General features: G+C 42.4%; 21 protein-coding genes and 1 riboswitch. Of the genes, 5 read left to right on the top strand and 16 right to left on the bottom strand.

The window, feature by feature from the left end:
* Window positions 1-16: 16 nt before the first annotated feature.
* Together bioD and AC30SH_RS04285 are read right to left on the bottom strand one after the other, a co-directional pair.
* Window positions 17-745 carry a dethiobiotin synthase gene (bioD, locus tag AC30SH_RS04290; RefSeq protein WP_489582176.1) on the bottom strand — a complete coding sequence of 243 codons (729 nt, stop codon included), beginning with the start codon at window positions 743-745 and terminating at the stop codon, window positions 17-19.
* A gap of 103 nt (window positions 746-848) precedes the next feature.
* Window positions 849-2,048, bottom strand: a complete 1,200-nt coding sequence (locus tag AC30SH_RS04285; RefSeq protein WP_489582175.1) for an ROK family protein — start codon at window positions 2,046-2,048, stop codon at window positions 849-851.
* A gap of 196 nt (window positions 2,049-2,244) precedes the next feature.
* Here AC30SH_RS04285 and asnS point away from each other — a divergent pair, with 196 nt between their 5' ends.
* Window positions 2,245-3,648 carry an asparagine--tRNA ligase gene (gene asnS / locus AC30SH_RS04280; RefSeq protein WP_048750409.1) on the top strand — a complete coding sequence of 468 codons (1,404 nt, stop codon included), beginning with the start codon at window positions 2,245-2,247 and terminating at the stop codon, window positions 3,646-3,648.
* Between the two features lie 161 nt (window positions 3,649-3,809).
* Here the strand turns inward: asnS and AC30SH_RS04275 are convergent, their stop codons facing one another.
* The 6 genes from AC30SH_RS04275 to moaA form a co-directional block, all read right to left on the bottom strand.
* Complete coding sequence (locus AC30SH_RS04275; RefSeq protein WP_489582174.1) at window positions 3,810-4,253, bottom strand: ClpXP protease specificity-enhancing factor; 444 nt, start codon at window positions 4,251-4,253, stop codon at window positions 3,810-3,812.
* An 11-nt stretch (window positions 4,254-4,264) separates the two neighbouring features.
* Window positions 4,265-4,906 carry a stringent starvation protein SspA gene (gene sspA / locus AC30SH_RS04270; protein WP_489582173.1) on the bottom strand — a complete coding sequence of 214 codons (642 nt, stop codon included), beginning with the start codon at window positions 4,904-4,906 and terminating at the stop codon, window positions 4,265-4,267.
* Window positions 4,907-5,113: 207 nt separating this feature from the next.
* A complete protein-coding gene (gene moaE, locus AC30SH_RS04265) occupies window positions 5,114-5,569 on the bottom strand; it encodes a molybdopterin synthase catalytic subunit MoaE (protein WP_209362232.1) in 456 nt (151 codons plus the stop codon).
* Complete coding sequence (moaD, locus tag AC30SH_RS04260; RefSeq protein WP_489582172.1) at window positions 5,570-5,815, bottom strand: molybdopterin synthase sulfur carrier subunit; 246 nt, start codon at window positions 5,813-5,815, stop codon at window positions 5,570-5,572.
* Window positions 5,815-6,297, bottom strand: coding sequence for a cyclic pyranopterin monophosphate synthase MoaC (gene moaC, locus AC30SH_RS04255; protein ID WP_048750414.1), 483 nt, complete (start codon window positions 6,295-6,297; stop codon window positions 5,815-5,817). Before moaC ends, moaD begins: the two co-directional genes overlap by 1 nt.
* A 52-nt stretch (window positions 6,298-6,349) precedes the next feature.
* On the bottom strand, window positions 6,350-7,363 hold the full coding sequence (moaA, locus tag AC30SH_RS04250) for a GTP 3',8-cyclase MoaA (RefSeq protein ID WP_489582171.1): 1,014 nt from the start codon (window positions 7,361-7,363) through the stop codon (window positions 6,350-6,352).
* A riboswitch (molybdenum cofactor riboswitch) is annotated at window positions 7,352-7,513 on the bottom strand. Its footprint overlaps the gene before it by 12 nt.
* A 226-nt stretch (window positions 7,514-7,739) precedes the next feature.
* Here moaA and AC30SH_RS04245 point away from each other — a divergent pair.
* Complete coding sequence (locus AC30SH_RS04245) at window positions 7,740-8,708, top strand: gluconeogenesis factor YvcK family protein (protein ID WP_489582170.1); 969 nt, start codon at window positions 7,740-7,742, stop codon at window positions 8,706-8,708.
* A 140-nt stretch (window positions 8,709-8,848) separates the two neighbouring features.
* Complete coding sequence (pepE, locus tag AC30SH_RS04240) at window positions 8,849-9,553, top strand: dipeptidase PepE (protein WP_489582169.1); 705 nt, start codon at window positions 8,849-8,851, stop codon at window positions 9,551-9,553.
* A gap of 98 nt (window positions 9,554-9,651) precedes the next feature.
* Here pepE and thiI read toward each other — a convergent pair whose 3' ends face one another.
* A complete protein-coding gene (thiI, locus tag AC30SH_RS04235) occupies window positions 9,652-11,100 on the bottom strand; it encodes a tRNA uracil 4-sulfurtransferase ThiI (RefSeq protein ID WP_489582168.1) in 1,449 nt (482 codons plus the stop codon).
* A 290-nt stretch (window positions 11,101-11,390) separates the two neighbouring features.
* Here thiI and AC30SH_RS04230 point away from each other — a divergent pair, with 290 nt between their 5' ends.
* Window positions 11,391-12,875, top strand: a complete 1,485-nt coding sequence (locus tag AC30SH_RS04230) for an aldehyde dehydrogenase family protein (protein ID WP_485861223.1) — start codon at window positions 11,391-11,393, stop codon at window positions 12,873-12,875.
* Window positions 12,876-12,952: 77 nt separating this feature from the next.
* Here the strand turns inward: AC30SH_RS04230 and AC30SH_RS04225 are convergent, their stop codons facing one another.
* The gene (locus tag AC30SH_RS04225; protein WP_485861222.1) at window positions 12,953-13,729 is read right to left on the bottom strand and encodes an MmcQ/YjbR family DNA-binding protein; all 777 of its coding nucleotides are present in this window, start codon (window positions 13,727-13,729) and stop codon (window positions 12,953-12,955) included.
* 209 nt (window positions 13,730-13,938) lie between these two features.
* Here AC30SH_RS04225 and AC30SH_RS04220 point away from each other — a divergent pair, with 209 nt between their 5' ends.
* Window positions 13,939-15,396 carry a DASS family sodium-coupled anion symporter gene (locus AC30SH_RS04220; protein WP_489582167.1) on the top strand — a complete coding sequence of 486 codons (1,458 nt, stop codon included), beginning with the start codon at window positions 13,939-13,941 and terminating at the stop codon, window positions 15,394-15,396.
* A gap of 100 nt (window positions 15,397-15,496) precedes the next feature.
* Here AC30SH_RS04220 and truA read toward each other — a convergent pair whose 3' ends face one another.
* The 6 genes from truA to recB all read right to left on the bottom strand — a co-directional run bounded on the left by truA (window position 15,497) and on the right by recB (window position 23,762).
* Window positions 15,497-16,282 (bottom strand): tRNA pseudouridine(38-40) synthase TruA, encoded by a 786-nt coding sequence (truA, locus tag AC30SH_RS04215; protein WP_489582166.1) that lies wholly within the window; start codon window positions 16,280-16,282, stop codon window positions 15,497-15,499.
* A gap of 149 nt (window positions 16,283-16,431) precedes the next feature.
* On the bottom strand, window positions 16,432-16,824 hold the full coding sequence (gene rpsI, locus AC30SH_RS04210) for a 30S ribosomal protein S9 (protein ID WP_006718334.1): 393 nt from the start codon (window positions 16,822-16,824) through the stop codon (window positions 16,432-16,434).
* Window positions 16,825-16,841: 17 nt separating this feature from the next.
* Window positions 16,842-17,270, bottom strand: coding sequence for a 50S ribosomal protein L13 (gene rplM, locus AC30SH_RS04205; protein ID WP_006718336.1), 429 nt, complete (start codon window positions 17,268-17,270; stop codon window positions 16,842-16,844).
* A gap of 241 nt (window positions 17,271-17,511) precedes the next feature.
* Window positions 17,512-18,108: a class I SAM-dependent methyltransferase gene (locus AC30SH_RS04200; protein ID WP_489582165.1), complete on the bottom strand. Its 597-nt coding sequence runs from the start codon at window positions 18,106-18,108 to the stop codon at window positions 17,512-17,514.
* A gap of 12 nt (window positions 18,109-18,120) precedes the next feature.
* Window positions 18,121-20,100, bottom strand: a complete 1,980-nt coding sequence (gene recD / locus AC30SH_RS04195) for an exodeoxyribonuclease V subunit alpha (RefSeq protein WP_489582164.1) — start codon at window positions 20,098-20,100, stop codon at window positions 18,121-18,123.
* Complete coding sequence (recB, locus tag AC30SH_RS04190) at window positions 20,100-23,762, bottom strand: exodeoxyribonuclease V subunit beta (RefSeq protein ID WP_489582163.1); 3,663 nt, start codon at window positions 23,760-23,762, stop codon at window positions 20,100-20,102. Before recB ends, recD begins: the two co-directional genes overlap by 1 nt.
* Window positions 23,763-23,811 lie beyond the last annotated feature (49 nt).

Genomic DNA, 23,811 nt, shown 5'->3' with positions numbered 1-23,811 from the left:
ACTTTATTCTAATGCATTAAGCAACTAACTCGGTTTTCATATAAGTTAAACGATCTACGTCTGTAATAAAACGACTTAAGTCTTGCTCTTCCGGTTTGTGAACATAAGAAACCTCGCCCAATAACGGGGCATCAATTTTTTGTTTCAAGGTTTCGATCACTTCTGCGTAGTGCCCCAATCCAGGGTTAATTCGATTAGCTACCCAACCCAACAACGGCAATCCTTTATCAATAATCGATTGCACTGTTAATAAAGCATGGTTGATACAACCTTCTTTAATACCTACCACAACAACAACCGGCATGTGGTGCTCAGCAACCCAATCGGCAAAACTGTAATCTTTATTGATCGGTGTTAACCACCCAAAAGAACCTTCAACAACAACTGATTGATATTTATCACGTAAATGAGCCAAGTCTTTATTTAATTTTTCAATATGAACCCGCTTACTGTCCTCTGTTAAGATAGGTATCGTGTGTAAAAACGTATAACTATTAACCTCTTCATAAGTCACTTTTTCTGCTGTACTCGCCATTAACGTTAATACATCAGGATTATCTTTCGTGTCATAGTCGCTATTTTCAGATAAATTATGTGGCGGATAAATCATTTCATCCTGACCAAATGCAATAGGTTTATAGCCGACAACCTGCACACCCGCTTTTTGTAAGGCCTGCATAATTGCCCGACTTACCACAGTTTTCCCTACATTTGTGTCAGTTCCGGTGACAAAAAAACTACTCATTAATATCCCCTTTTTCATATGATTTTCAGAATTCTAAGAGAATTTATAATGAGTAGTATTGAGCTAAAACAAATTTGCTGAATTTATTTACGATTTATTCCTGTTATTCCAAACTGGTTAACAAAGCTCCGTCATAAATTCCTTGCTTAATTGCGGCAGCAGCGACGACCGGACTATTCCATTCATATTTCCCCATCACAACTTCAGCAACCTTTCCATGAGGAAAATAGGTAGCGAGTTTTTGATTGAGTTCTTCAAGTAAAACATCTTTAACAATTAACATACTAGAGTTGAGCATGATCTTCTCTGCAGAGAAAATATGAAGGAGATTCATCAAAATATAGGCTAAACAATCCGTTAAATGATCCAAAATTCGTAATGCCGTCTTCTCTTGTTGGATAATATTTCTACACAAGAACTTAATTTTTTCAGCATTTGTGGAAAAATGATTATTCGGATACAGCAAATCAATGAGCTGAATAATTGCCCGATGGGTAATCTGATGTTGTACTTGATAACGCTCTACTTCCGGTAAATCACGATTAATTAGGGCTTGTAACTCATTTAATCGAGGAACGACTAAGTAATTAATATTAATTCGCTCATGCTCTCGATTAAATAAAATATTCCCTTCTGACAATACGTTAAAATTAACCTCATCATCTAATTGGATAAACAAAGCATCATCACAATTAATTGCATTACCTAAAGTCGATTCAGCTAATAACCAAGTCTTAAAATACTCTGAAATTAAAATTGGAACATCAAAATAAGGCAAAAATAACGTTCTAAGATTTAATTGATTAAATCTCTGACTTCCTAGTTTTATTAGGTTTCCGTCTTTATCCAATTCCCCACCGACAGTGACTGAAAATGTAATTAAATTTGATAATTCTTTTGTTTTATTAAGGAATTGTTCAATGCTACTGACTAAAAACTCATCGAGCGTTAACAATTTATTTGTTGATAGTGGGAAAATCTTTTGTTTAACAATAACACCGTTAAGCTCACTAAGTGTGATTTCAAAACGATCTTCCATCAATGTGGCACATAAGGACTGCCAATAGATTGGAGAGACACATAATGCGGTTGCCGGTCGTCCACGATTGTCTGTATTACGTACCGTTTTTTCCATAATTAAATGCTTTTCGATGAGATCGCGAGTAAGAGAAGTAATCGTCGCGGGAGCAAATCCGGAAAGTTTTGAAAGTTCAATACGGGAAATTTCTTCAAATTGTTCAATTAAACGGTAAATTCTGCCTAATTGAATTAGGCGTGAGGGTGTTTTTTCTTCCTTATTCATTCAATGCGTCCATATTTATTATCATAATTAATTTGACGAACGTAGTTATACCAGTTAACTCTTTTTACTCAAGAAATTTGCTTTAAATCTGCGCCTCCTGTCACAAAAATAAAAACCACCGGATAGATTTTTGAAAATTTTCGAACTTGAGGTAAACTAACGCGGTTTCTAAAAAAGCATTAATTCTGAGGTATATATGACAAAAATTGCATCAATTGTAGATGTACTACAAGGCAAAATTGCAATTGGCGAAAAAGTGACTGTACGCGGTTGGGTGCGTACTCGTCGCGATTCCAAAGCAGGCCTATCCTTTCTCGCCGTTTATGACGGTTCTTGCTTTGCTCCCATTCAAGCTATCGTAAATAATGATATCGTTAACTATGAATCTGAAGTATTACGCTTAACAGCCGGCTGTTCCGTGATTGTCACCGGCACTGTTGTAGAATCTCCGGCAGAAGGGCAAGCGGTCGAATTACAAGCTGAAAGTGTCGAAGTCACCGGTTGGGTCGAAGATCCTGAAACCTATCCAATGGCAGCAAAACGCCATTCAATCGAATATTTACGCGAAGTCGCGCATCTACGTCCTCGTACTAATATCATTGGTGCTGTTGCCCGTGTGCGTCACTGTTTAGCACAAGCAATTCATCGTTTCTTCCATGAACAAGGTTTTTATTGGGTTGCTACGCCATTAATCACTGCTTCCGACACGGAAGGTGCGGGTGAAATGTTCCGCGTTTCTACGTTAGATTTAGAAAACTTACCGCGCACAGATAAAGGTGCGGTGGATTTTAGCCAAGATTTCTTCGGTAAAGAATCGTTCTTAACCGTATCCGGACAATTAAACGGTGAAACTTACGCTTGTGCGTTAAGTAAAATCTATACGTTTGGTCCAACGTTCCGTGCTGAAAACTCCAATACAACTCGTCACTTAGCAGAATTCTGGATGATTGAACCGGAAGTGGCTTTCGCAACGCTCGCAGACAACGCAAAACTTGCTGAAGATATGTTGAAATACGTTTTCCGTGCCGTTTTAGCCGAACGCCGTGATGACCTAGAATTCTTTGCTAAACATGTTGATGGTGATGTCATTAATCGTTTGGAACGTTTCATTCATTCCGATTTCGCCCAAGTAGATTACACCGATGCGATTGAGATTTTATTGAAATCAGGCAAAACTTTCGAATTCCCGGTTTCTTGGGGGATCGACCTTTCTTCCGAGCACGAACGCTATTTAGCAGAAGAATATTTCAAATCGCCTGTTGTAGTGAAAAACTATCCGAAAGACATCAAAGCCTTCTATATGCGTTTAAACGATGACGGAAAAACCGTTGCTGCAATGGACGTGTTAGCACCGGGAATCGGTGAAATTATCGGTGGTTCACAGCGTGAAGAACGTTTAGATGTGCTGGATAAACGTATGGCAGAAATGGGCTTAAACCCTGAAGATTATTGGTGGTACCGTGATTTACGCCGTTATGGCACCGTACCACATTCCGGCTTTGGTTTAGGTTTTGAACGTTTGATTGTTTATGTCACCGGTTTACAAAACATTCGTGATGTAATTCCATTCCCGCGAGCACCACGCAACGCAAACTTCTAATTTACGAGTAAATAAAATCGCCTTGTTGAATTAACGAGGCGATTTTTTTATAGCTAAAAAACAGGTTTAAAATTGACCGCACTTTTGATGCTTTGAATAACAAAAAAGATACCTAAGTGCGGTATCTTTTTTCAATATTTTTTAATCTGATTATCGAGCAACTATTTTACAATACGTAAGTGGGATGTGGATTTCTCCGCCTTTTTCGGTTTATCCGTTTTATCGACAGCTTTCTCAAACCCAACTGGTTGTTCTTCTGCCTGCGCCGGATGATCATCATAAGCTTCTTCCGGCTCAAACATCACGCCATCGCCATTCTCACGCGCATAAATTGCTAATGCTGCCCCCATTGGAATGTAAATATCCTGTGGCACGCCACGAAAACGGGCATTGAATTGAATAAAATCATTGGTTAACTGTAAATTTCCGGTGGCATTGGCAGACAAGTTCAATACAATTTGTCCATCTTTGACATACTCTACCGGCACTTTCACGCCCCAATAAGTGGCATCAACCACCAAATACGGTGTGAAATCATTATCGATCAACCAATAGTAGTAAGCCCTTAACAAATAAGGACGTTTCGGAGATGATTTATATTCCATTAGATCGCCTATTATTTTTCATCCATTAAGTTTTTCGGCGCTAATTCGCCCACGGATTGCAAGAAAGAATCGCGTTCAAAAATACGAGACATGTAGGCTTTCACTGCTTTGCTGCCGGCACCGCTGAACTCGACACCTAATTCCTGCATACGCCATAGTAACGGTGCCACATAGCAGTCAATTAAGCTAAATTCCTCACTCATAAAATAAGCGGTTTGATTAAAAATCGGTGCAATCGCAAGAATTTCTTCTTTCAATTGTTTTAAGGCATTCGCACGTTCAGTTTCGGAAGCCGCATTTTGTGCGATGTCTAACGTTGGATACCAGTCTTGCTCAATACGTAACATCAATAAGCGGCTTTTCCCACGTGCCACCGGATAAACCGGCATTAATGGCGGATGCGGAAAACGCTCGTCCAAATATTCCATAATGATGCGAGAATTAAACAGCACTAAATCACGATCAACTAACGTAGGCACAGTACCGTACGGATTGAGCTCCATTAAATCTTCTGATAATGCTTGCGGATCTACAATTTCCGTTTCATAAGCTACGCCTTTCTCAGCCAACACAATACGCACTTGGTGACAATAAATATCGGTTTTATTTGAAAATAGCGTCATCACAGAACGTTTATTTGCAGAACTTGTCATCTATTCCTCCGACGACTTGGTAATAATTGAAATATTCAACCGATATGCCTCATATCGGGAAAAATGGTCGACTATTCTAGCATAAAGCGTTATACCTTTTCCAAGAAAAGGCATGATATTTTATTTTTAATAAGCATAAAAAAATCCGTTTTATAAAAAACGGATTTTTCTTTTTCAAATACGAATAAGTAAAATCAATGATATCTCTTACTTCCACTTATCTGCAGCCGCATAATCACTGTCGCGGCCTTCAATCCAACGCTCCCCTTTTTCGGTTTGTTCTTTTTTCCAAAAAGGCGCTTTGGTTTTCAAATAATCCATAATAAATTCATTCGCGTGGTAAGCATCGCCACGATGCGCAGAAGCTGTTCCCACCAACACAATTTCATCACCGGTATTCAATTCACCTACACGATGAATGATAGAAATCTTTTGTAAATCCCACCGCGCTTTTGCCTGTTGAGCAATGTCCATCAAGGCTTTATGCGTCATCGCCGGGTAATGTTCCAAATACAAACTACTGACTTCATCCCCTAGGTTCATATCACGCACTTTGCCCACAAACATCACCGTGGCACCCACTGAATTTTCTTCGCTCAACCAACGATAAACGGCATTTTGGTCGAACATCTGCTCTTGCACGGAAATTTGAATATCGTTCATTTAGCCCCCGGTCACCGGTGGGAAAAACGCAATTTCATCACCATTTTTGACCGCACTTTCTAACGGCATTAAGGTTTGATTAATGGCCACCAAGAGTTTATCCGATTGCAACGCCAGCGCCCATTTATCCCCTTTCGCCGTAAGGTGTTGACGTAATTCTTCTACCGTGGTGAAATTTTCATTCACTTCAATGGCATCCAAACCGATTAATTCTCGAGTTTGAGCAAAAAATAAAACACGTAACATTATTTCTCCCCTGCAATAAAATGGCCGGATTTTCCACCGCTCTTTTCTAACAAACGTACCGTTTCAATCACCATGTCTTTTTGTACTGCTTTACACATATCGTAAATGGTTAATGCAGCAACGCTTGCGGCCGTTAAGGCTTCCATTTCTACGCCGGTTTTACCACTTAATTTACACAGGCTTTCAATGCGTACTTGATTGGTTTCAGGAAGTGCGGTCAAACTCACTTCGACTTTTGAAAGTAAAAGAGGATGACACAGCGGAATCAGTTCCCAAGTGCGTTTCGCCGCTTGAATACCGGCAATTCTAGCGGTAGCAAACACATCGCCCTTGTGGTGTTGTCCAGAGAGGATCATTTGTAAGGTTTCCGGCGCCATACGAATATAGGCTTCAGCACGCGCCTCGCGAACCGTGTCGGCTTTGGCGGAAACATCCACCATATTCGCCTCGCCATTCGCATTAATGTGAGTAAATGTGGTCATGATAATTTAAAAGTGCGGTTGGTTTTCTTGATGTTTTCAGTATCGACGTAACTTAACCGCCGATACTGGCTAAATGATTACGCACGCCGCTATCGCCGACATGCAGATAATGGTGTTCACGCTTACCTTGTAACGCTGAGAAAATTCTTGATTGCAAAAGCATTTGTTGCTCATCAGATTGTAACAAATCACGCAAATCAATCCCTTCTTCACCAAATAAGCAAAGGTGCAATTTCCCTTTGGCAGAAACTCTCAAACGGTTACAGCTGGCGCAGAAATTTTTCTCATAAGGCATGATTAAGCCGATTTCGCCCATATAATCCGGGTGACGGAAAACTTTTGCCGGGCCATCAGAACGATTTTTTATCTGCAATTGCCAGCCGTCTTGCAAGAGTTTCTGTTCTAAAATCTGTCCCGATAAATGGTGTTTTTGGAAGAAAGAATTCATTTCACCGGTTTGCATCAACTCGATGAAACGCATTTGAATCGGTTTATTTTTAATCCATGCCAAGAAACCGGAAAAGTCTTTATCATTCAAATCTTTCATTAAGACAGAATTGACTTTGACTTTTTGATAGCCACATTCAAAAGCGCGATCAATACCACGCATAATGTCATCAAACTTATCAACGCCGGTAATACGCTGGAACATTCTTGCATCTAGGCTATCCACGCTGACGTTAATAGACGTCACGCCGGCTTGTTTCCAAGCGGCAACATCCTTAAGCAAACGAAAACCGTTTGTAGTCAGTGCAATTTGTTTGATACCGTCAATGCCATGAATGCTTTCGACAATTGGCAGGAAATCTTTACGTAGGGTTGGTTCGCCACCGGTAATACGGACTTTTTCCGTTCCCATCACAGCAAAACTAGTGACCAAGCGACGAATTTCGTCCAAGGTTAAAAAACTCGGCTTATTAGGTTCAGGCTGATAACCGTCAGGTAGGCAATAATTGCAACGAAAATTACACACATCGGTAATCGACAGTCGCAAATAGTAGTATTCACGCTGGAACGAATCAACAAGTTGAGCCGCGCCAACATTTTTGATTGGAATGGTTTGCATTTGACACCTTTCTAAAAACGGAGAGGATAAATCGTTTCCAACGTATCCCTGAATAATACCGACTTCGTATTATTGGCATTACCACCCTATTTTGTGTTCAACACATTGTGCGCAAAACGTAGGTGAGTAAGCTCGGAGTTACATGCGGTTAATAAATTTTGCAGCATTGTAAAAGATTCACGAAAACAAAAGCAATCAATTAATTTGATCTAGGTTATAAATTCATAAAATTCTTTAAAATCAATTATATATACTATTATATAGCGATAATAAAACACCCTAAAACAACCATTTTCATACCCAATAATAATTAGCAATCTGTACTCTCTTTCAAAGCAGGTTATAATTGCGCACGAAAATTGATAAGGGAAATAAGATGGCGGATTTTAAAGGATATCAACAGTACGAAAATTTAAGCACACTCAAAAAAATCGTCGCTATTGGTGGTGGGCATGGACTCGGCCGCGTGATGTCTTCTTTAAGTTTTTTGAAAGAGCGTCTTACCGCCATTGTTACCACCACCGATAACGGCGGTTCAACCGGTCGAATTCGCACCAATCAAGGTGGCATTGCCTGGGGGGACTTACGTAACTGCTTAAATCAAATCATCACGGAACCAAGCACCGCCTCCGCATTGTTTGAATATCGTTTTGGTGGCAACGGAGAATTAGCAGGACATAACCTCGGCAATCTCATGCTCAAAGCTCTAGAAGATATGCATATTCGCCCAACGGAAGCCGTTAATCTCATTCGCGAATTATTGCATGTAAAATCTTTTATTGTCCCGATGTCGGAACAATCGGTACACCTCGCGGCCGTATTAAACGGCGGCAACAGCGTTGTTGGTGAAGTCAGTGTCGATAGCTTAACCGAGTTACCCAAATCCATTTTTCTTGTGCCTTACGTCACCGCCACACCGGAAGCAATTCAAGCGCTAAAAGAAGCTGATCTAATTTTATTTGGCCCCGGTAGTTTCCTCACCAGCATTATGCCGCCGATTCTTCTACCGGAAATTACCGAACAACTTCGACAAAGCGAAGCAAAAAAGATCTTTATTGATAATTTAGGTATTGAGCACAGCCCAGCATCCAGTCTTTCTCTTGCAGATCGCATTCACTGGATCAATGAAACCGTTGGTCAACCTATCATCGATGGTGCCATTGTGCCCTTTAATGCCGTACAAAATAGCCAACCTATGGAGATCAAAATCCTTGCGGGCCGCCTTAATGCGGACGATATTTCCTATCGCCATGACCGCGCACTCCTCTGCTCCGCTATCGACGAACTCCTAGGCGAACTCTTAGAATCGCCGGAAGAAGAACATTCCGAGCCAACTTCTCTTTAATAAAAAAGTGCGGTGAAAAAACAACGAAAATTTTCACCGCACTTAAATCTCTACACGGATCACAAAATTCACATTTTTTGCTTAATAAAAACACATAACTCAGCATAATGGTAAAGGTTATTTCATCAGGAGATTGAATTATGCAAAAAATGTTACTGCTTAGCGGTTCTCGCTATGGCAATACAGACTATTTGGAACATGCCATTCCGTGGTTACAGGATTTTTTAGCACCATATCAAGGCAAGAAAATCGCCTTTGTGCCTTACGCAGGCGTACGTCAAACCAACGATCAATACGAACAAAAAGTGCAACAAATTCTGGCGCCCTTAAATATGGAAATTCAGTCGGTGCATCACGGCAAACCGCACCGCGCCATTATCGAACAAGCAGATGTAATCGCCATTGGTGGCGGCAACACGTTTTGTTTGTTAAAGCAAATGTATGAGCATGATTTATTAAATATTATTCGTGAAAAAGTGAAAAGCGGCACGCCGTATTTCGGTTGGAGCGCGGGTGCCAATATGGCGAGCAAATCCATTATGACCACCAACGATATGCCTATCATCTATCCACCATCTTTTGATGCGCTGAATCTGTTCCCTTATCAAATTAACCCGCACTTCATTTCAGGCAAAATGCCGGGGCATAACGGGGAAAGCCGTGAAGAACGTTTTGAGGAATTTTTATTGGTGAACCCAACAGCACAAATTTACGCCATGCCGGAAGGAACCGCGTTTTTAATTAACGGCAATCAGGTGAAAATTCTCGGTGAACATAATATTGTGCATTTCAGTGAAAATATGCAGCGCCGTGACATTCCTGCCGGTTCGGTGTTTGAAATCTGATTGTGAATAAAAAAGTGCGGTCGGTTTTCAGTTTGTTTTTCGGATGTGAAAAACGTTTTGAAAATCGACCGCACTTTTACTGGAACGATTAAAGAGAATTATTTCTTAAACACGCTCACGTTATTAAAACCGCTTTCTTTTAAATACAGTGCCTGCAACTTACTCATCACGCCACGCTCGCAATACAACACATAATTCTTGCTTTGATCCAACTCGGCAAATTGACCGGAAAGTTTATAGAACGGCAGAAGAATCATTGCTTGATTTTCAATGTGTAACGGGTTTTCGTCGATTTCTTCCGGGCTACGAATATCAATAATCACATCATTTTCACCCAACACAGACACGGCATCCACGGAAACAACTTCCTTCTCCGTTTGCTCGGCAATTTGGCGAATATCTAAATATTGCGCATTTTCCACCGCACTTTCCAACACGGCAAAATTGAAATTGCCTTCTTCTTGTTCAATTTTCGCTTTTATCGCTTTCACTGTCGGATTTTTGGAAATCACGCCGCAAAATTCCGGCATGGATTTGGCGATGTCATCGGTACCGATATGTTTAGCCAGGGCGATGATTTGTTCTTTGTCGTGCGTAATTAACGGGCGTAATACCAACACCTCGGCAGCTTCATCAATTAAACGCAAATTGGTTAAGGTTTGGCTGGAAACCTGCCCTAGCGCCTCCCCTGTCACAATCGCTTGAATGTCAAAACGTTGCGCCACTTTAGACGCCGCACGCACCATCATTCGTTTAAGCACCACTCCCATTTGCCCGTTATCCACGTTCTCGAGTATCTCGCCTACCACGCCTTCAAAATTGATCGCCACGAAACGCACTTTGTGGGAGCTACCATAACGTTGCCAAATGTGATACGCCATTTGTTTCACGCCAATTTCGTGCGCTGCACCGCCTAAATTAAAGAAGCAATAATGCACACGAGAACCACGGCGCAACAACATATAACTAGACACGCCGGAGTCAAATCCGCCGGAAATCAGCGACAACACATCTTCCTGTGTGCCAATCGGATACCCCCCGATGCCTTCATAACGGGCACGTACCAACATCATTTTGTCATCTTCAATTTCAATACGCACCGTCACATCAGGATTTTTCAGTTGCACTTTGGCGCTGGCGATATGTTGATTCAGCCCACCACCGATATAACGCTCTGCTTCTATTGACGTAAATTCATGTTTCCCTTTACGTTTCACTCGCACGCAAAAAGTCTTGTTTTCCAACTGAGATGCCACGTCTGACAAGGTTTGTTCAAAAACATCATGTAGGCGGGAAAACGGTTTCTCTTCTACTTGCAGAAAATGGTGAATCCCCGGAATGCGTTGCAGTTGCTCAATGAGCATCGGGAAATTTGCCTCAATTTTCGACCGCACTTCAATGTAATCCCAATGTTTCACCACTGAGACCGTATCATCATGCTTTGTTAATACATTACGAATATTACTGGTCAGAATTTTCACGAACCGTTTCCGCACGGATTCGCTTTTAATCATAATTTCAGGAAATAGTTTGACGATAAATTTCATGTTAATTCACTTTTTATCCAATAGAAAAATGCGGCGTATTTTAGCAGATAGCGCAGAAATTACCATGCTGAGGGTTGTTTATTAACAATGAACAATTATCTACTCTGCTCCGCCATTAATTTTTCCTGCCTTTCCTCATCACCGCCAAAATGTGATCGTTCTCCCAGTTTCAAGTCTCGCATTGTGCTCAAATTGAACGACGGTCCTCTTTTACGGACAAATGTTAAAGACCTGACGATAAAAAATCAGGTATCACTTTGATTCACAACGTAGAAAAAAGGAGAGAAAAGATGACAAAAGATCTTAATGTCTTTGACAAACACTACGGTTTATTGATCAATGGCGAATGGACGGATGGTTCAGAAGGCAACACCTTAACAGCCCATAATCCGGCAAACGGTGAAGCATTAGCCACTTTTATTGACGCCACCGATGCGGATGTGGATGCTGCTGTAAATGCCGCCAAAGAAGCCTTTAAAACCTGGAAAAATACCAGTGCGACAGAACGTGCCACGATTTTAAATAAAATCGCAGACATTATTGACGAAAATACCGAATTATTTGCCTTGCAAGAAACGCTGGATAACGGTAAGCCTATTCGCGAAACGCGCGCTGCAGATATTCCGTTGGCATCCGATCATTTCCGTTATTTTGCTAGTGTAATTCGTTCCGAAGAAGGTGTGGCAAACCAACTGGATAACGAAGACTTGTCCCTGATTTTACGCGAACCGATTGGCGTTGTTGGTCAAATTATTCCGTGGAACTTTCCGTTCTTAATGGCCGCATGGAAAATTGCGCCGGCATTGGCGGCAGGTTGTACCGTTGTAATTCACCCGTCTTCCTCCACATCATTGAGTCTGCTTTCCTTGGCGCAAAAGATTAATCATTTGTTGCCGAAAGGCGTTTTCAATGTCATTACCGGCAAGGGCTCCAAATCCGGCGAATATATGTTACGTCACCCAGGATTTAGCAAACTGGCGTTCACCGGTTCCACCGAAATCGGTCGAAAAATTGGTATGGCTGCCGCTGAAATGTTGATTCCATCCACCTTGGAATTAGGTGGCAAATCCGCCAATATTTTCTTTGACGATATGCCATTTGATAAAGCATTAGAAGGCGCACAAAAAGGGATTCTCTTCAACCAAGGGCAAGTGTGTTGTGCCGGTTCACGGATCTTCGTACAAGAAAGCATTTACGATAAATTCATCGCGGCATTAAAAGAAGAATTTAAGAAAGTTAAAGTTGGTTTGCCTTGGGAGGATGACACGCAAATGGGTGCACAAGTCAACGGAAATCAAATTAAGGTGATTAGTAAGTATGTTGATATTGCCAAAGAAGAAGGTTGTCAAATCATCCTTGGTGGCGGCAAATCGACCGACCCGGCATTGGCTCGCGGCGAATTTTTCCAACCGACCTTAATTCTAGCGCCGGACAACAAAAAACGCGTGGCACAAGAAGAAATTTTCGGGCCGGTTGCTGTGGTGATCAAGTTTAAAGATGAAGCAGATGTGATCCAAATGGCAAATGACAGTGATTATGGCCTAGGCGGTGCGGTGTGGACGTATAACATTAACCGTGCACTGCGGGTTGCACGCGCACTCGAAACCGGTCGTGTTTGGGTGAACTGCTATAACCGTTTACCGGCCGGCGCACCATTCGGCGGTTATAAAACTTCCGGTATCGGCCGTGAAACCCATAAAATGATGCTTGCCGCTTATACACAGGTGAAAAATATCTTTATCAGTACTCGTGAAGAACGCGAAGGCATGTATTAATCTCTTCATTTCCAGTCTAAAAACAAACCGCACTTTGATTTTATCCCTTCAAAGTGCGGTTTATTTTTCATATGTTTTTACTTTTCGCAGGACTCTTCGCACAACAGCTCAATTTCCTGTTTTAATGCATACGGCATATGCCGAGGCCCGCGTACTGCAGTGACACCGAATTGCGCCATTTTCGCGCGTGGAATAAGGCTTTTATCATATTCTTTCAAGCAACGAATTTTCATCACCCGCTTCACCTGTAAATTATCCGTACGTTTTTGGTGATACGGAATATTCACCTCCAACACCAAACATTTATAGCGAATAGCCCCTGTAGGTTCAGTGACGTACATATACACAATGTCATCCACGACAATATTGTTACTCTGCTTCCAGTAAATTTCGCCACCTTCGCGCAAATCTTTCTCCACATCATAATATTTTGGATTTGCCGGCACGATCCATTCCGTATAACGGGCGATCCCAAGCTGTTTTTTCACTTGTCGGGTGGCAGTAAGATCAAAACTGGCATTTAATAAAAACAATATGGTGTCTTTTTCTACTGAGCCATCTAACAACACCGTCAGCCAATGATTTTTATTCATGTGGTACGCCGGTAGGAAACCTGCTTGCGGCAAAAATATGCTCAGCATTTCAGGGGAACATTTGACGTTCATCACCGGTAATTTCCCTGAGCCACTTAACCCCAATGATGTTTTCTCAACATTCATTACAATGGCATACCATTTTCGATTATCGGCGTGACGCAACACCGCATAATCTGGATGGGTCTTCCACAAATATTCCGGTTTAGTGCCATATTGAGTGAAGACATACTCGCAAACTTGTTGGGTTAGCTCAGCCATTCCATGTTCCTCTTATTACTTGGATAACATCATTTTACGCCAACTTAGCCCTCAAAATAAAAGATATTAATTTCCACATCATTATTGTGCTTTTTAGTTCAACAGGCATATTATATTCCTTGAGAAAGGACTCAATTTAATCATATGAATAATGGATTATTCACCGCAGAGAGCAATCTCACTCTAATTAATAAACTCGGAGGAGTTATATGGAAGGGAAAACAATTGCGCCAATTGAAGTGAAAATGGGCTTCAAATGGCAAGGGTTACTGCTTTCAGTGATTGTCGGGATGGCAATTTGGTTGATACCAATACCGGAAGGGCTTTCTGCCAAAGCATGGGGTATGGTTGCCCTATTTGTCGCAACCATTGTGGCAATTATCGCTAAAGCCATGCCTATGGGCGCAGCAACATTAGTCGCACTCGTCATTAGCGGTTTAACCGGCTTAACACCATTATCGCCTGCTAAAGGGGAAGTAGGCATGTTATCCGGTTTTTCCAACGGAACCATTTGGTTAATCGCCATTGCGATGTTTTTATCTCGCGCGGTCATCAAAACCGGCCTGGGAAAACGCATTGCCCTCTATTTCGTCGCACGTTTCGGTAAAAAAATGATGGGCGTTGCTTATGGTATCGCACTAGCTGATGTGGTCATTGGTCCGGGGATTCCGTCTGCCTCTGCGCGTGGTGGCGGTATCATGTACCCAATCATGCAATCCATTGCGGATGCCTATGATTCCAAACCGGGTCCAACCGCCAGACGTGCCGGTGCATTTCTTGCCATCGCCGTATCACAAATCGACACAATCGTGTGTACCATGTTCCTCACCGCAATGGCAGGTAACCCGTTAATCGCGGAACTTGCCAAAGGTCAAGGCGTTGAAATTACGTGGATGACTTGGTTCTTAGGTGCCATCGTACCAGGCGTTATCAGTTTGATCGTGTTGCCGTATTTCGTCTATTTAATTTACCCGCCGGAACTCAAAGACACACCCAAAATGGCAGAAATGGCGCGTGAAGAATTGCATAATATGGGGCCAATGAGCAAAGCAGAATGGATTTTAGCGCTTGATTTCATCTTATTGTTGTTCTTATGGACCGTAGGTGATTTGGTCTTCCATATTCCGGCAACAGTTTCCGCCTTTATCGGTTTGGTGGTTTTATTACTGACCAATATCATGAGTTGGAAAAATATCGTTGCTGAAACCACCGCATGGGACACCATGTTCTGGTTTGCAGTTTTGGTGATGATGGCAAATGCATTGAATAAATACGGTGCCATTGCTTGGATTTCCAGCCATATTTCCTCCTCGGTGGGGGCATTCAGTTGGCCGGTTGCCTTTACGATTTTAGTCTTAGTGTATTTCTACACTCGCTACTTTTTCGCTTCTGCCATGGCACACATTTCCGCCATGTACTTGGCATTCGTTGCGGCAGCCATTGCCGTTGGCACCCCTCCGATTATTGCCGCTCTCGGCTTAGGTTATACCTCAACCCTCTCAATGAGCTTAACCCAATACGCTGGTGGCCCTGGCCCAGCCCTCTATGGTTCCGGTTATAACTCAACCGGCCAATGGTGGGGCGTTAGTTTCGCCACCTCCATCGTATCACTGATTATCTGGTTTGGTGTCGGTGGCTTATGGATGAAACTATTAGGTTGGTGGTAACTATATTGCGCTTTATCGCTCACCTAAAAATCTTATAAAAAAATGACCGCACTTTATTTTTCAACCTAAAGTGCGGTCACTTTTTTCAGTATTTTTTAAATTAATCTGCAAGAAATAATGGCCCCATCGGCATTTTCGGCAACGCAAATCGGTCGGGATAAAGCACATTGACCAAATATAATCCTTCCGGTTTAGCCGTCGGTGCCGCGAGAGTACGATCTTGCTGAGCCAACAACCAAGCTAACCATTCCACCGGTTGATTGCCGCAACCTACCTCAATCAAGCTCCCCACAATGTTACGCACCATGTGATGAACAAACGCGTTAGCTTGAATATCCACGATGATATATTGCCCTTGGCGACTGACGTTTAAATGGTGCACATTACGCCACGGCGTGTTGGATTGGCATTGCGCGGCACGGAAAGAACTGAAATCATTTTCACCGAGCAACGCTTGCCCTGCTTGGTGCATTAATTGATGATCGAGTTCCAAATGGCAATGGGTTACGCCCTGCGGCAAAATGGCTGAACGCAGTTTGTTGCAATATAAAATGTAACGATAACGACGGGCGGTGGCGCTAAAACGGGCATGAAAATCATCATCAACCACTTTCGCCCATCGCACGGCAATATCATCAGGCAAATTGGCGTTGACACCGAAACTCCAAGCTTTTTCAGGACGATTGGCAGTCGTTTCAAAGTGAATCACCTGCCCTGTGGCATGTACACCGGAATCCGTACGGCCAGCGCAGAAAATACTGATATCTTCATTGGCAACGGTGGAAATCGCCCGTTCCAGTTTAGCCTGTACACTGGCAACTTTCTCTTGTTTCTGCCAACCGAAATACTGTTTTCCGTCGTATTCCACACCTAATGCAATTTTCATGTTCTACTCTGATTTTACTTAAAACGGTGTGCATTATAACAAGGCTTGGCGGATCTCAAAACATTCTAAAAACCCACCGCACTTTTGCTGAATTTCACACATAAAAAAAGCAGAGATTGCTCTCTGCTTTTTGGAAAAACGTATAAAAATTAACGTTTGGAGTATTGTGGACGACGACGTGCTTTGTGTAAACCCACTTTTTTACGTTCAACGCGACGTGCGTCACGAGTAACGAAGCCTGCTGCACGAAGTGCTGGGCGTAAGGTTTCATCGTATTCCATCAATGCACGGGTAATACCATGACGGATTGCACCCGCTTGACCGGAAATACCACCACCTTTAACAGTGATGTATAGGTCTAATTTATCAGTTAATTCAACCAATTCTAACGGTTGACGAACTACCATGCGAGCAGTTTCGCGACCGAAATAAACGTCTAATTCGCGTTGGTTGATAACAATCTTACCATTGCCCGGTTTGATAAATACACGAGCTGAAGAGCTTTTGCGGCGACCTGTGCCGTAGTTTTGATTCTCTGCCATATCCTAAAACCTCGTGATTAAATATCTAATACTTGTGGTTGTTGTGCAGCGTGTTGGTGTTCAGCACCTGCGTACACTTTTAATTTACGGAACATTGCACGGCCTAATGGACCTTTTGGCAACATACCTTTAACCGCAATTTCAATCACTGCTTCAGGACGGCGTGCGATCATTTCTTTGAAAGTCGCTTGTTTGATACCGCCTACATAGCCTGTGTGCCAGTAGTAAATTTTATCGCTGTCTTTATTACCGGTTACAGCAACTTTGTCCGCGTTAATCACGATGATGTAATCACCTGTGTCAACGTGCGGAGTATATTCAGCTTTATGTTTACCACGAAGACGACGCGCTAATTCAGTCGCCAAACGACCTAAAGTTTTACCTGTCGCATCTACTACATACCAGTCGCGTTTAACCGTTTCTGGTTTTGCTACAAAAGTTTTCATTAATTAATTACCAATATAATAATATTAATACCCAGTGCTTAAAAAAGCACAACCAGTTATCTTAATCTTCACCCCTTCGAGTGCGATCTCGACAAAATAATGCGCGGTGGGAATCCGCAGCATTTACAGGGTCGGGCGATTATACAGAAAATTTCACCGAAAAGCTAACGGTTTTACAGGAAAAATACGATAAATTTTGACCGCACTTTGTCTTTTTATTCTTCACCATCAAATAAAAAATCTAGGGTTTGCGCCCTAAAAGACAAATCACGGAACTGGCGCCAACATGACGGCTGCCTTCATTCATTTCTCGCACATCATGCTCTGCCAATAGCCATTCCAGCCCCAATAATGCTTGTTGCATTTCCTCCAACGTGCCGAGCATTTCAACATGACTAGGCCCACCGGTACCATAACGAAGTTGATCAGGATGATAAAAGACGCCGGCAAACAAGCCGCCTGGTTGCAAGGCATTCACGATACGTTGCATGATTTGAGTTCGTTCCGGTTCCATAAAATGACAAAAGACGGACGTAATCACTGCATAATGCGCCGTAGGCATCGTCATGTCAGCAATATTTGCCAATCTTGTCGTGAAGGGTACCTGATACCGATGCGCCAACGCTTGCGCTTTTCGCAATCCAACTTGAGAGATATCCACGCCTTCCGTTTCTAAGCCGTGGCGGGCTAAAAAGATGCCATTGCGCCCTTCTCCTGTGGCAAGATCTAAGGCTCTTCCCGAGGTTGGCAAGTAAGGCTGAATTCTAGCGATAAATTCATTGGGTTCCGTGCCGAAAATATATTCTTCCGTTTGATAACGCTCATCCCATTTTGTCATATATCCCCCCTTTTATTTTGCTAATAACTGCCCTAATCCGCTTTGTCGTTGTACCGGATTTTTCACTGCACTTTCCCACACGCTCTGCAATGCAAACACCGTGAGGAAATCTTTAGTGCGCGTAATGCCGGTATAAACCAGCTCTTTGGATAAGACCGGGCTATTTTCTAACGGTAAAATCAGGAACGTATGTGGAAATTCGGAACCTTGAGATTTATGCACGGTCATGACAAAGGCAGTCTCATGATCCGGCACACGGCTTGCCAGCACCGTTTTGTAGCTATTTTGTCCTTGTTCAAACCACACGCGCCCATGGCCTAAATAAATGCCGATGTCGCCGTTATACAAGCCTACACTGCTGTCATTTTGCGTAACCATAATTGGCTTGCCGATATACCATTCCCGTTCCTGATGAAATTTTAACAACCGTTTTTGACGCAATTTTTCTGCAATAGCGAGGTTTAACTGCTCGACACCAAACTCGCCTACGCGTAATGCGGTTAAAAAACGGATGTGGTTAAACGCGGCAAAAATTGACCGCACTTGCTCTTCCTGAAGAACGCCAGCGGACGGAATGTGTTGCAAATAGCGCGCGTATTCTTCCGCGGCACGATCGACAATCAATTTCACGCAAGCTTTGCGCTGTTGCACATCGTCTTTATTACTCAAATAATGCGCAAAATCCGTTAAGTACACGCCACAATGCTTATCTTGATGTTGCTGATATTGTTGCAATAACTGCCAGCTCTTGAGCGCATTGCCTAAATTCACCGCCGTTGCCAACTCGCCTACTTCCGGATTCGCCCCAAAACGGCGACTGACTTGTAAATAACAAATGCTGTCGCTAATGGCGTTTATCTTATCCTCAGAGGGCAATGTCATCCCTGTTGTTGCCTGCAAATATTGTGCCATCCTTGGGCTATAGGTCGGTTTTACCGCATTCACGAAACGCCCTAATTCTCCTAAAATAGCGCCGGCTTCTACGGAAGCAAGTTGGTCTTTATCGCCCAACAAAATCAGTTTGGTTTCCGGTTTGAGCGCATTAAGCAATTTAGCCATTAAGGTGAGATCGATCATGGACGCCTCATCCACCACCAACACATCCAACGGCAATGGATTGTCCGCGTGATAACGGGTTTCTTCACTGAAAAAGCGTACACCAAGCAAACGATGGATCGTTTCTGCGTTCATCGGAATCGCTAAATTCTCGATGATTTCCCGCTGATTTGGATCCTGTGCAAATGTCTGTTTTAAACGTTCCACGGCATCCACAATGGATTCCGTTAAACGCGCTGCCGCTTTACCTGTTGGCGCAACCAATTTAATACGTAAGCCGTTTTGATGCAGTTCTTGCAAGGTTAAAAGCAACTTGGTTACGGTCGTTGTTTTCCCCGTTCCCGGCCCGCCGGTAATTAAACAAAAACGCTGACGTAACGCCATGGCAACGGCGATTTTTTGCCAATCAATCCCCTGTTCTTCCTGAAAATAGCGATCGAGAATCGAGGCAATTTGAGTGAGTTGTTTGCTTGAAAAAACAGGCTCAAAACAGACCGCACTTTTGAAGTAATCGGCAATCCGAAATTCGTCTTGCCACACGCGATAAAAATACAAGCAATTAAACTGCAACACCAAGGGCGCAATTTGCTGTAATGGCGAATCCGTAAAGGCGATGTGTTGCGCCTTTTGCAAGGTAGATTGCCATTGGGAGATCGGCAAATAATCAATTTTTTGCTGAATTTCCGTTAAATAAATACGTTCGTTGAAATAATCCTGTAAACCGAATAAATCCTGTTCAGTGGCTTGGTTCAACAAAAGACAGGTGTTGCCTTGACGATAATTGAAATTACACAATGCCGCCATCAGCACCGTCAAGTTTTGCACAGATGAGGCATAATCAAACGGCTGCTGTTTACGGTGAATAAACTCGGCAAAATAATAATCGGCGGCGTTAATAATGCCTTTTTCTTTGAGTTGAGATAATAAAGTTAACATCAGAACAAATTCTCCAAGGCTTGAATTAACGCATAATCCGGTTTATCAAAAAACACACCGTCCTGATTTTCCCCGTTCATGCCGCGTAAAAAACAATAAAACACACCGCCAAAATGGGTTTCGTAGTGATAGTTTGCGTCACGTTGTTGCAAATAACGATGGAGTGCCAACGTGTAAAATAAATATTGCCAGTCGTAGTGGTTTGCTAGCATCGCTTGCTCAAGGCTTTTGCCAACATAGTTTTGCGGCTCGACACCGAGAAAATTCGATTTGTAATCCACCAAATAATATTTTCCGTTATGGCAGAAAACCAAATCCATAAAACCGCGCAACATGCCTTTAATCGCATCAAATTGCAGCGCTTCTGATGGCAAACAGTGATGTTTTTGCAACGCACGATTAAATGCCGACACATCAAATACCCGATTGAGTTTCAAATAAAACTGCATTTCTTTCACACATTGCTGGCGAGATAAATTGTTCAACTTCAACGTTGGATCATCTGCACTTAACGGCGTATCTAAAATCGCCTTCATCCATTGTTGCAATGATGGCAACCAGGTTTCCTCTAACTGTAGCCATTGGCAGAGTTTTTCTACCTTGTCTTCGTTTAACGGCTGAGTAAAATCATATTTTTCCAAGAAACGGTGCAACGCGGTACCGATTTTAATCCCGTGCGGGAAATCGAAAGGCGAATAACCGAAAGGATAGGCAGATTCATGACTAGCGCTTTCAAGCATTGTTTCTGTTGCTTGTTCATTAAAATCGTAATCTTTGCCACCATCAAAAACAGGTTCAAAAGCGACCGCACTTTCTGCCGCCAGTTGTTCTTTATAGTATTTTTTATTTTGATGAATTGCCTCAATGGCACTGAAACTGGTCACCGTCCAGTTTTGTTCAATATGACCGGTAAATGTTGCCGCGTTTAATGGCGCTTGAGTCTCCGACTGCATTGGTGCATCTAGCGCTTTTAATGCCGAGGTTTCAGAAATCTGAATACTTCCCTCTGAGGCATCATGAACCAACTTTCTCAATAACGGTAAGCTATCGTAGGCTGTCGGCTTCTCATTCGTTTGAATTTCCCCTTGAGTGAGCACATATAACAAGGCACTCCACTTTTCCTCAAAGGTTTTCGGCACACCGATATTCAACTGATATTTCGCTCTGGTCAGCGCCACATAGAGTAAACGAAGTTGTTCGGCAAAATCCTCTTGTTTTACATCCTTCTCATGAGAACCATCAATATCCCACAGCACCGCCTTCCGCTTTTGGTCATAATAAGTGGAAATGTGTTCAGACCTAAATTTGGGGGCATAACCGACAAACGGCAACCAAACTAAATCATACTCCAACCCTTTGGATTTATGAATCGTGACAATTTTGACCAACTGCAATTCGCTTTCCAACCGCACTTGTTGCTCTTTTTGCCGATCTTCCCCTTGAATTTGCTTTTCAAACCAACGTAACAATGCGGCTTCACTTTCGTTCAACGTTGCCGCTTCTTGCAATAACTCCGCTAAATGCAGCAAATCTGTCACCAGACGTTTACCATCCACGGTGGGATACAATTTTTCAGTAACTTTTTCTTGTAGGAATAACTGGTGCAACATCACCAATACACCTTGTTTTTGCCACGTTCTTTGATAATGAATAAATTTTTCTACCCAATATTCCCAACGGTTTTCGTCTAAACGAATACGCTGAATATCGGCCGCCGTTTGCGCAAAAATCGCCGTTGCAACAGCATTTAAAATGTTGCGTTCAGAAAACGGATTCAGACATGCCGTTAAAATTAACAACAGATCTTTTGCTGCATTACTGTCAAACACATTGCTATTTTCAGACAAAAACACGGAAGCAATACCAAGACGACGTAACGCATTTTTTACCAAATCAGCTTCTTTGCGACTACGCACCAATACCGCAATACTTTCCGGTTTTAGCGTTTTTTCGATGCCTTTTTCATCGGAACGAAAATCGGCGGTATTTTCCACCGCACTTTGCAACCAATGTTGAATAGAAATGGCACAGGCTTTCGCCATATTCTCTTTTACGGAAGCTTCATCCACATAAAACCGCACGACAGGTTCCAGTTCACCGTTTAACCAAAATTGCGGATGATCGTCTTTGGCTGCGACCGGTAGGAATTGAATCTTGTCATATAAAAACGGAGGTTGTTCGGTAAAATCAAACAAATGATTGACACATTGCACCACATCTTGGTGAGAACGGTAATTTTTTCCTAAATTGAAACGGTGCTGCGCTTCATCAGCCGCTTTAAAGTAAGTAAAAATGTCTGCACCACGGAATTTATAAATCGCCTGTTTTGGATCGCCAATCATAATAAAGCCGTTATCCGACGCAGGATCTAATCGCTGTGGTTCTACATATACCTTAGAAAAGATCTGATACTGCACCGCGTCCGTATCCTGAAATTCATCAATCATGGCAAACGGGAATTGATAACGAATCATCTGCGCGAATTCAGTATTATTCGGGTGGTACAAGGCGTCTTTTAACAAGCGCAATAAATCATGAAAACTTTTTTCGCTATGATTGAGTTTGTATTTGGCTAGCTGCCCATTCAGCGTTTCTAAATAATGAAACCAGAGCGCTTGAGATAGTAAAGCCTGTTGTTCGGAAAATGCTAACAACTCATCAATTTTGATGAAAAGCGGATGGCTCAAAGCTTCCTGTGCTTCCTCGCCTTTCTGTTCGTCCATTGCCGTTTGCCCGAAGCGGTAAAAACAATCCGGAAAATCTGCTTTTTCGTTTTCCGCCCAATGCTTCATAGCGGCAAGCCATTTCGGGTGATTAGCTGATGTGAAACTGCGACGGTTTAATTTTTGTTCTTTCGCATTCTTATATTTGGTGTTGATTTCTGTTTCAATCAACTCCGTAATTTCCACCTCTTTTTCTAGCCATTTTTGCTTTAATTCCTGCGTTTGAGCGATTAATGCTTGCGAGTAATCGGTAAGTTTTGAAAGAAATTTCTCGAAAGTCCCCTCAAAAAAGTGCGGTCGTTTTTCCGGAAGTTTTAATTCGGTTCCGGCAAATTTTTTGATTTTTGTCACAATATTGCTTGGCGAAACCAAATTCTTTTGAATAAATTCGACAACCACATAAGGCTGTGAATAAAAATACTCACGCCAAATTTTTTGTGCCAAGCGCAACAACAGCTCGTCTTCTTCGCCAGTCAATTCTAGATTGAAATGAACGCCTGAATTGAAGGCGTATTGCATCAGCATTCGGCGACAGAAACCATGAATGGTATAAATCGCCGCCAAATCCATATTTTGTTCCGCCAAAGTCAGGCGTTGAATCGCCAAAGGTAAATCAGTGATGCTCGCAACCAATTCGCGTAAAAAATCATCCTGTTTAAACACCGCGGAATCTTGTGTCTGCTGATAAGCTGTCAATTTTTGTTTGGCATCGTAAATACGTTCGCGAATTTTGCGTTTCAGCTCCTCTGTCGCCATTTCAGTAAAGGTCACCACCAAAATTTGCTCAACATTCAACGCATAAGGAAAGGTATTTTCTCCCGCTTGCAGTAACAAACGTAAATAAAGGGAACCCATGGTGTAGGTTTTACCTGTACCGGCAGAGGCTTCAATTAAGCTGACAGCATTTAATGGAATGGAGATCGGATTGAGTTGTTGCATGGTTAAGATTAAAAGAATGAAAAATATTGAATAAAATAAGGGCGGAACC

Source organism: Aggregatibacter sp. HK296 (assembly GCF_980469475.1).
Note: the sequence above shows the minus strand (reverse complement) of the source record. Positions and strands in the feature narration are given on the sequence as shown.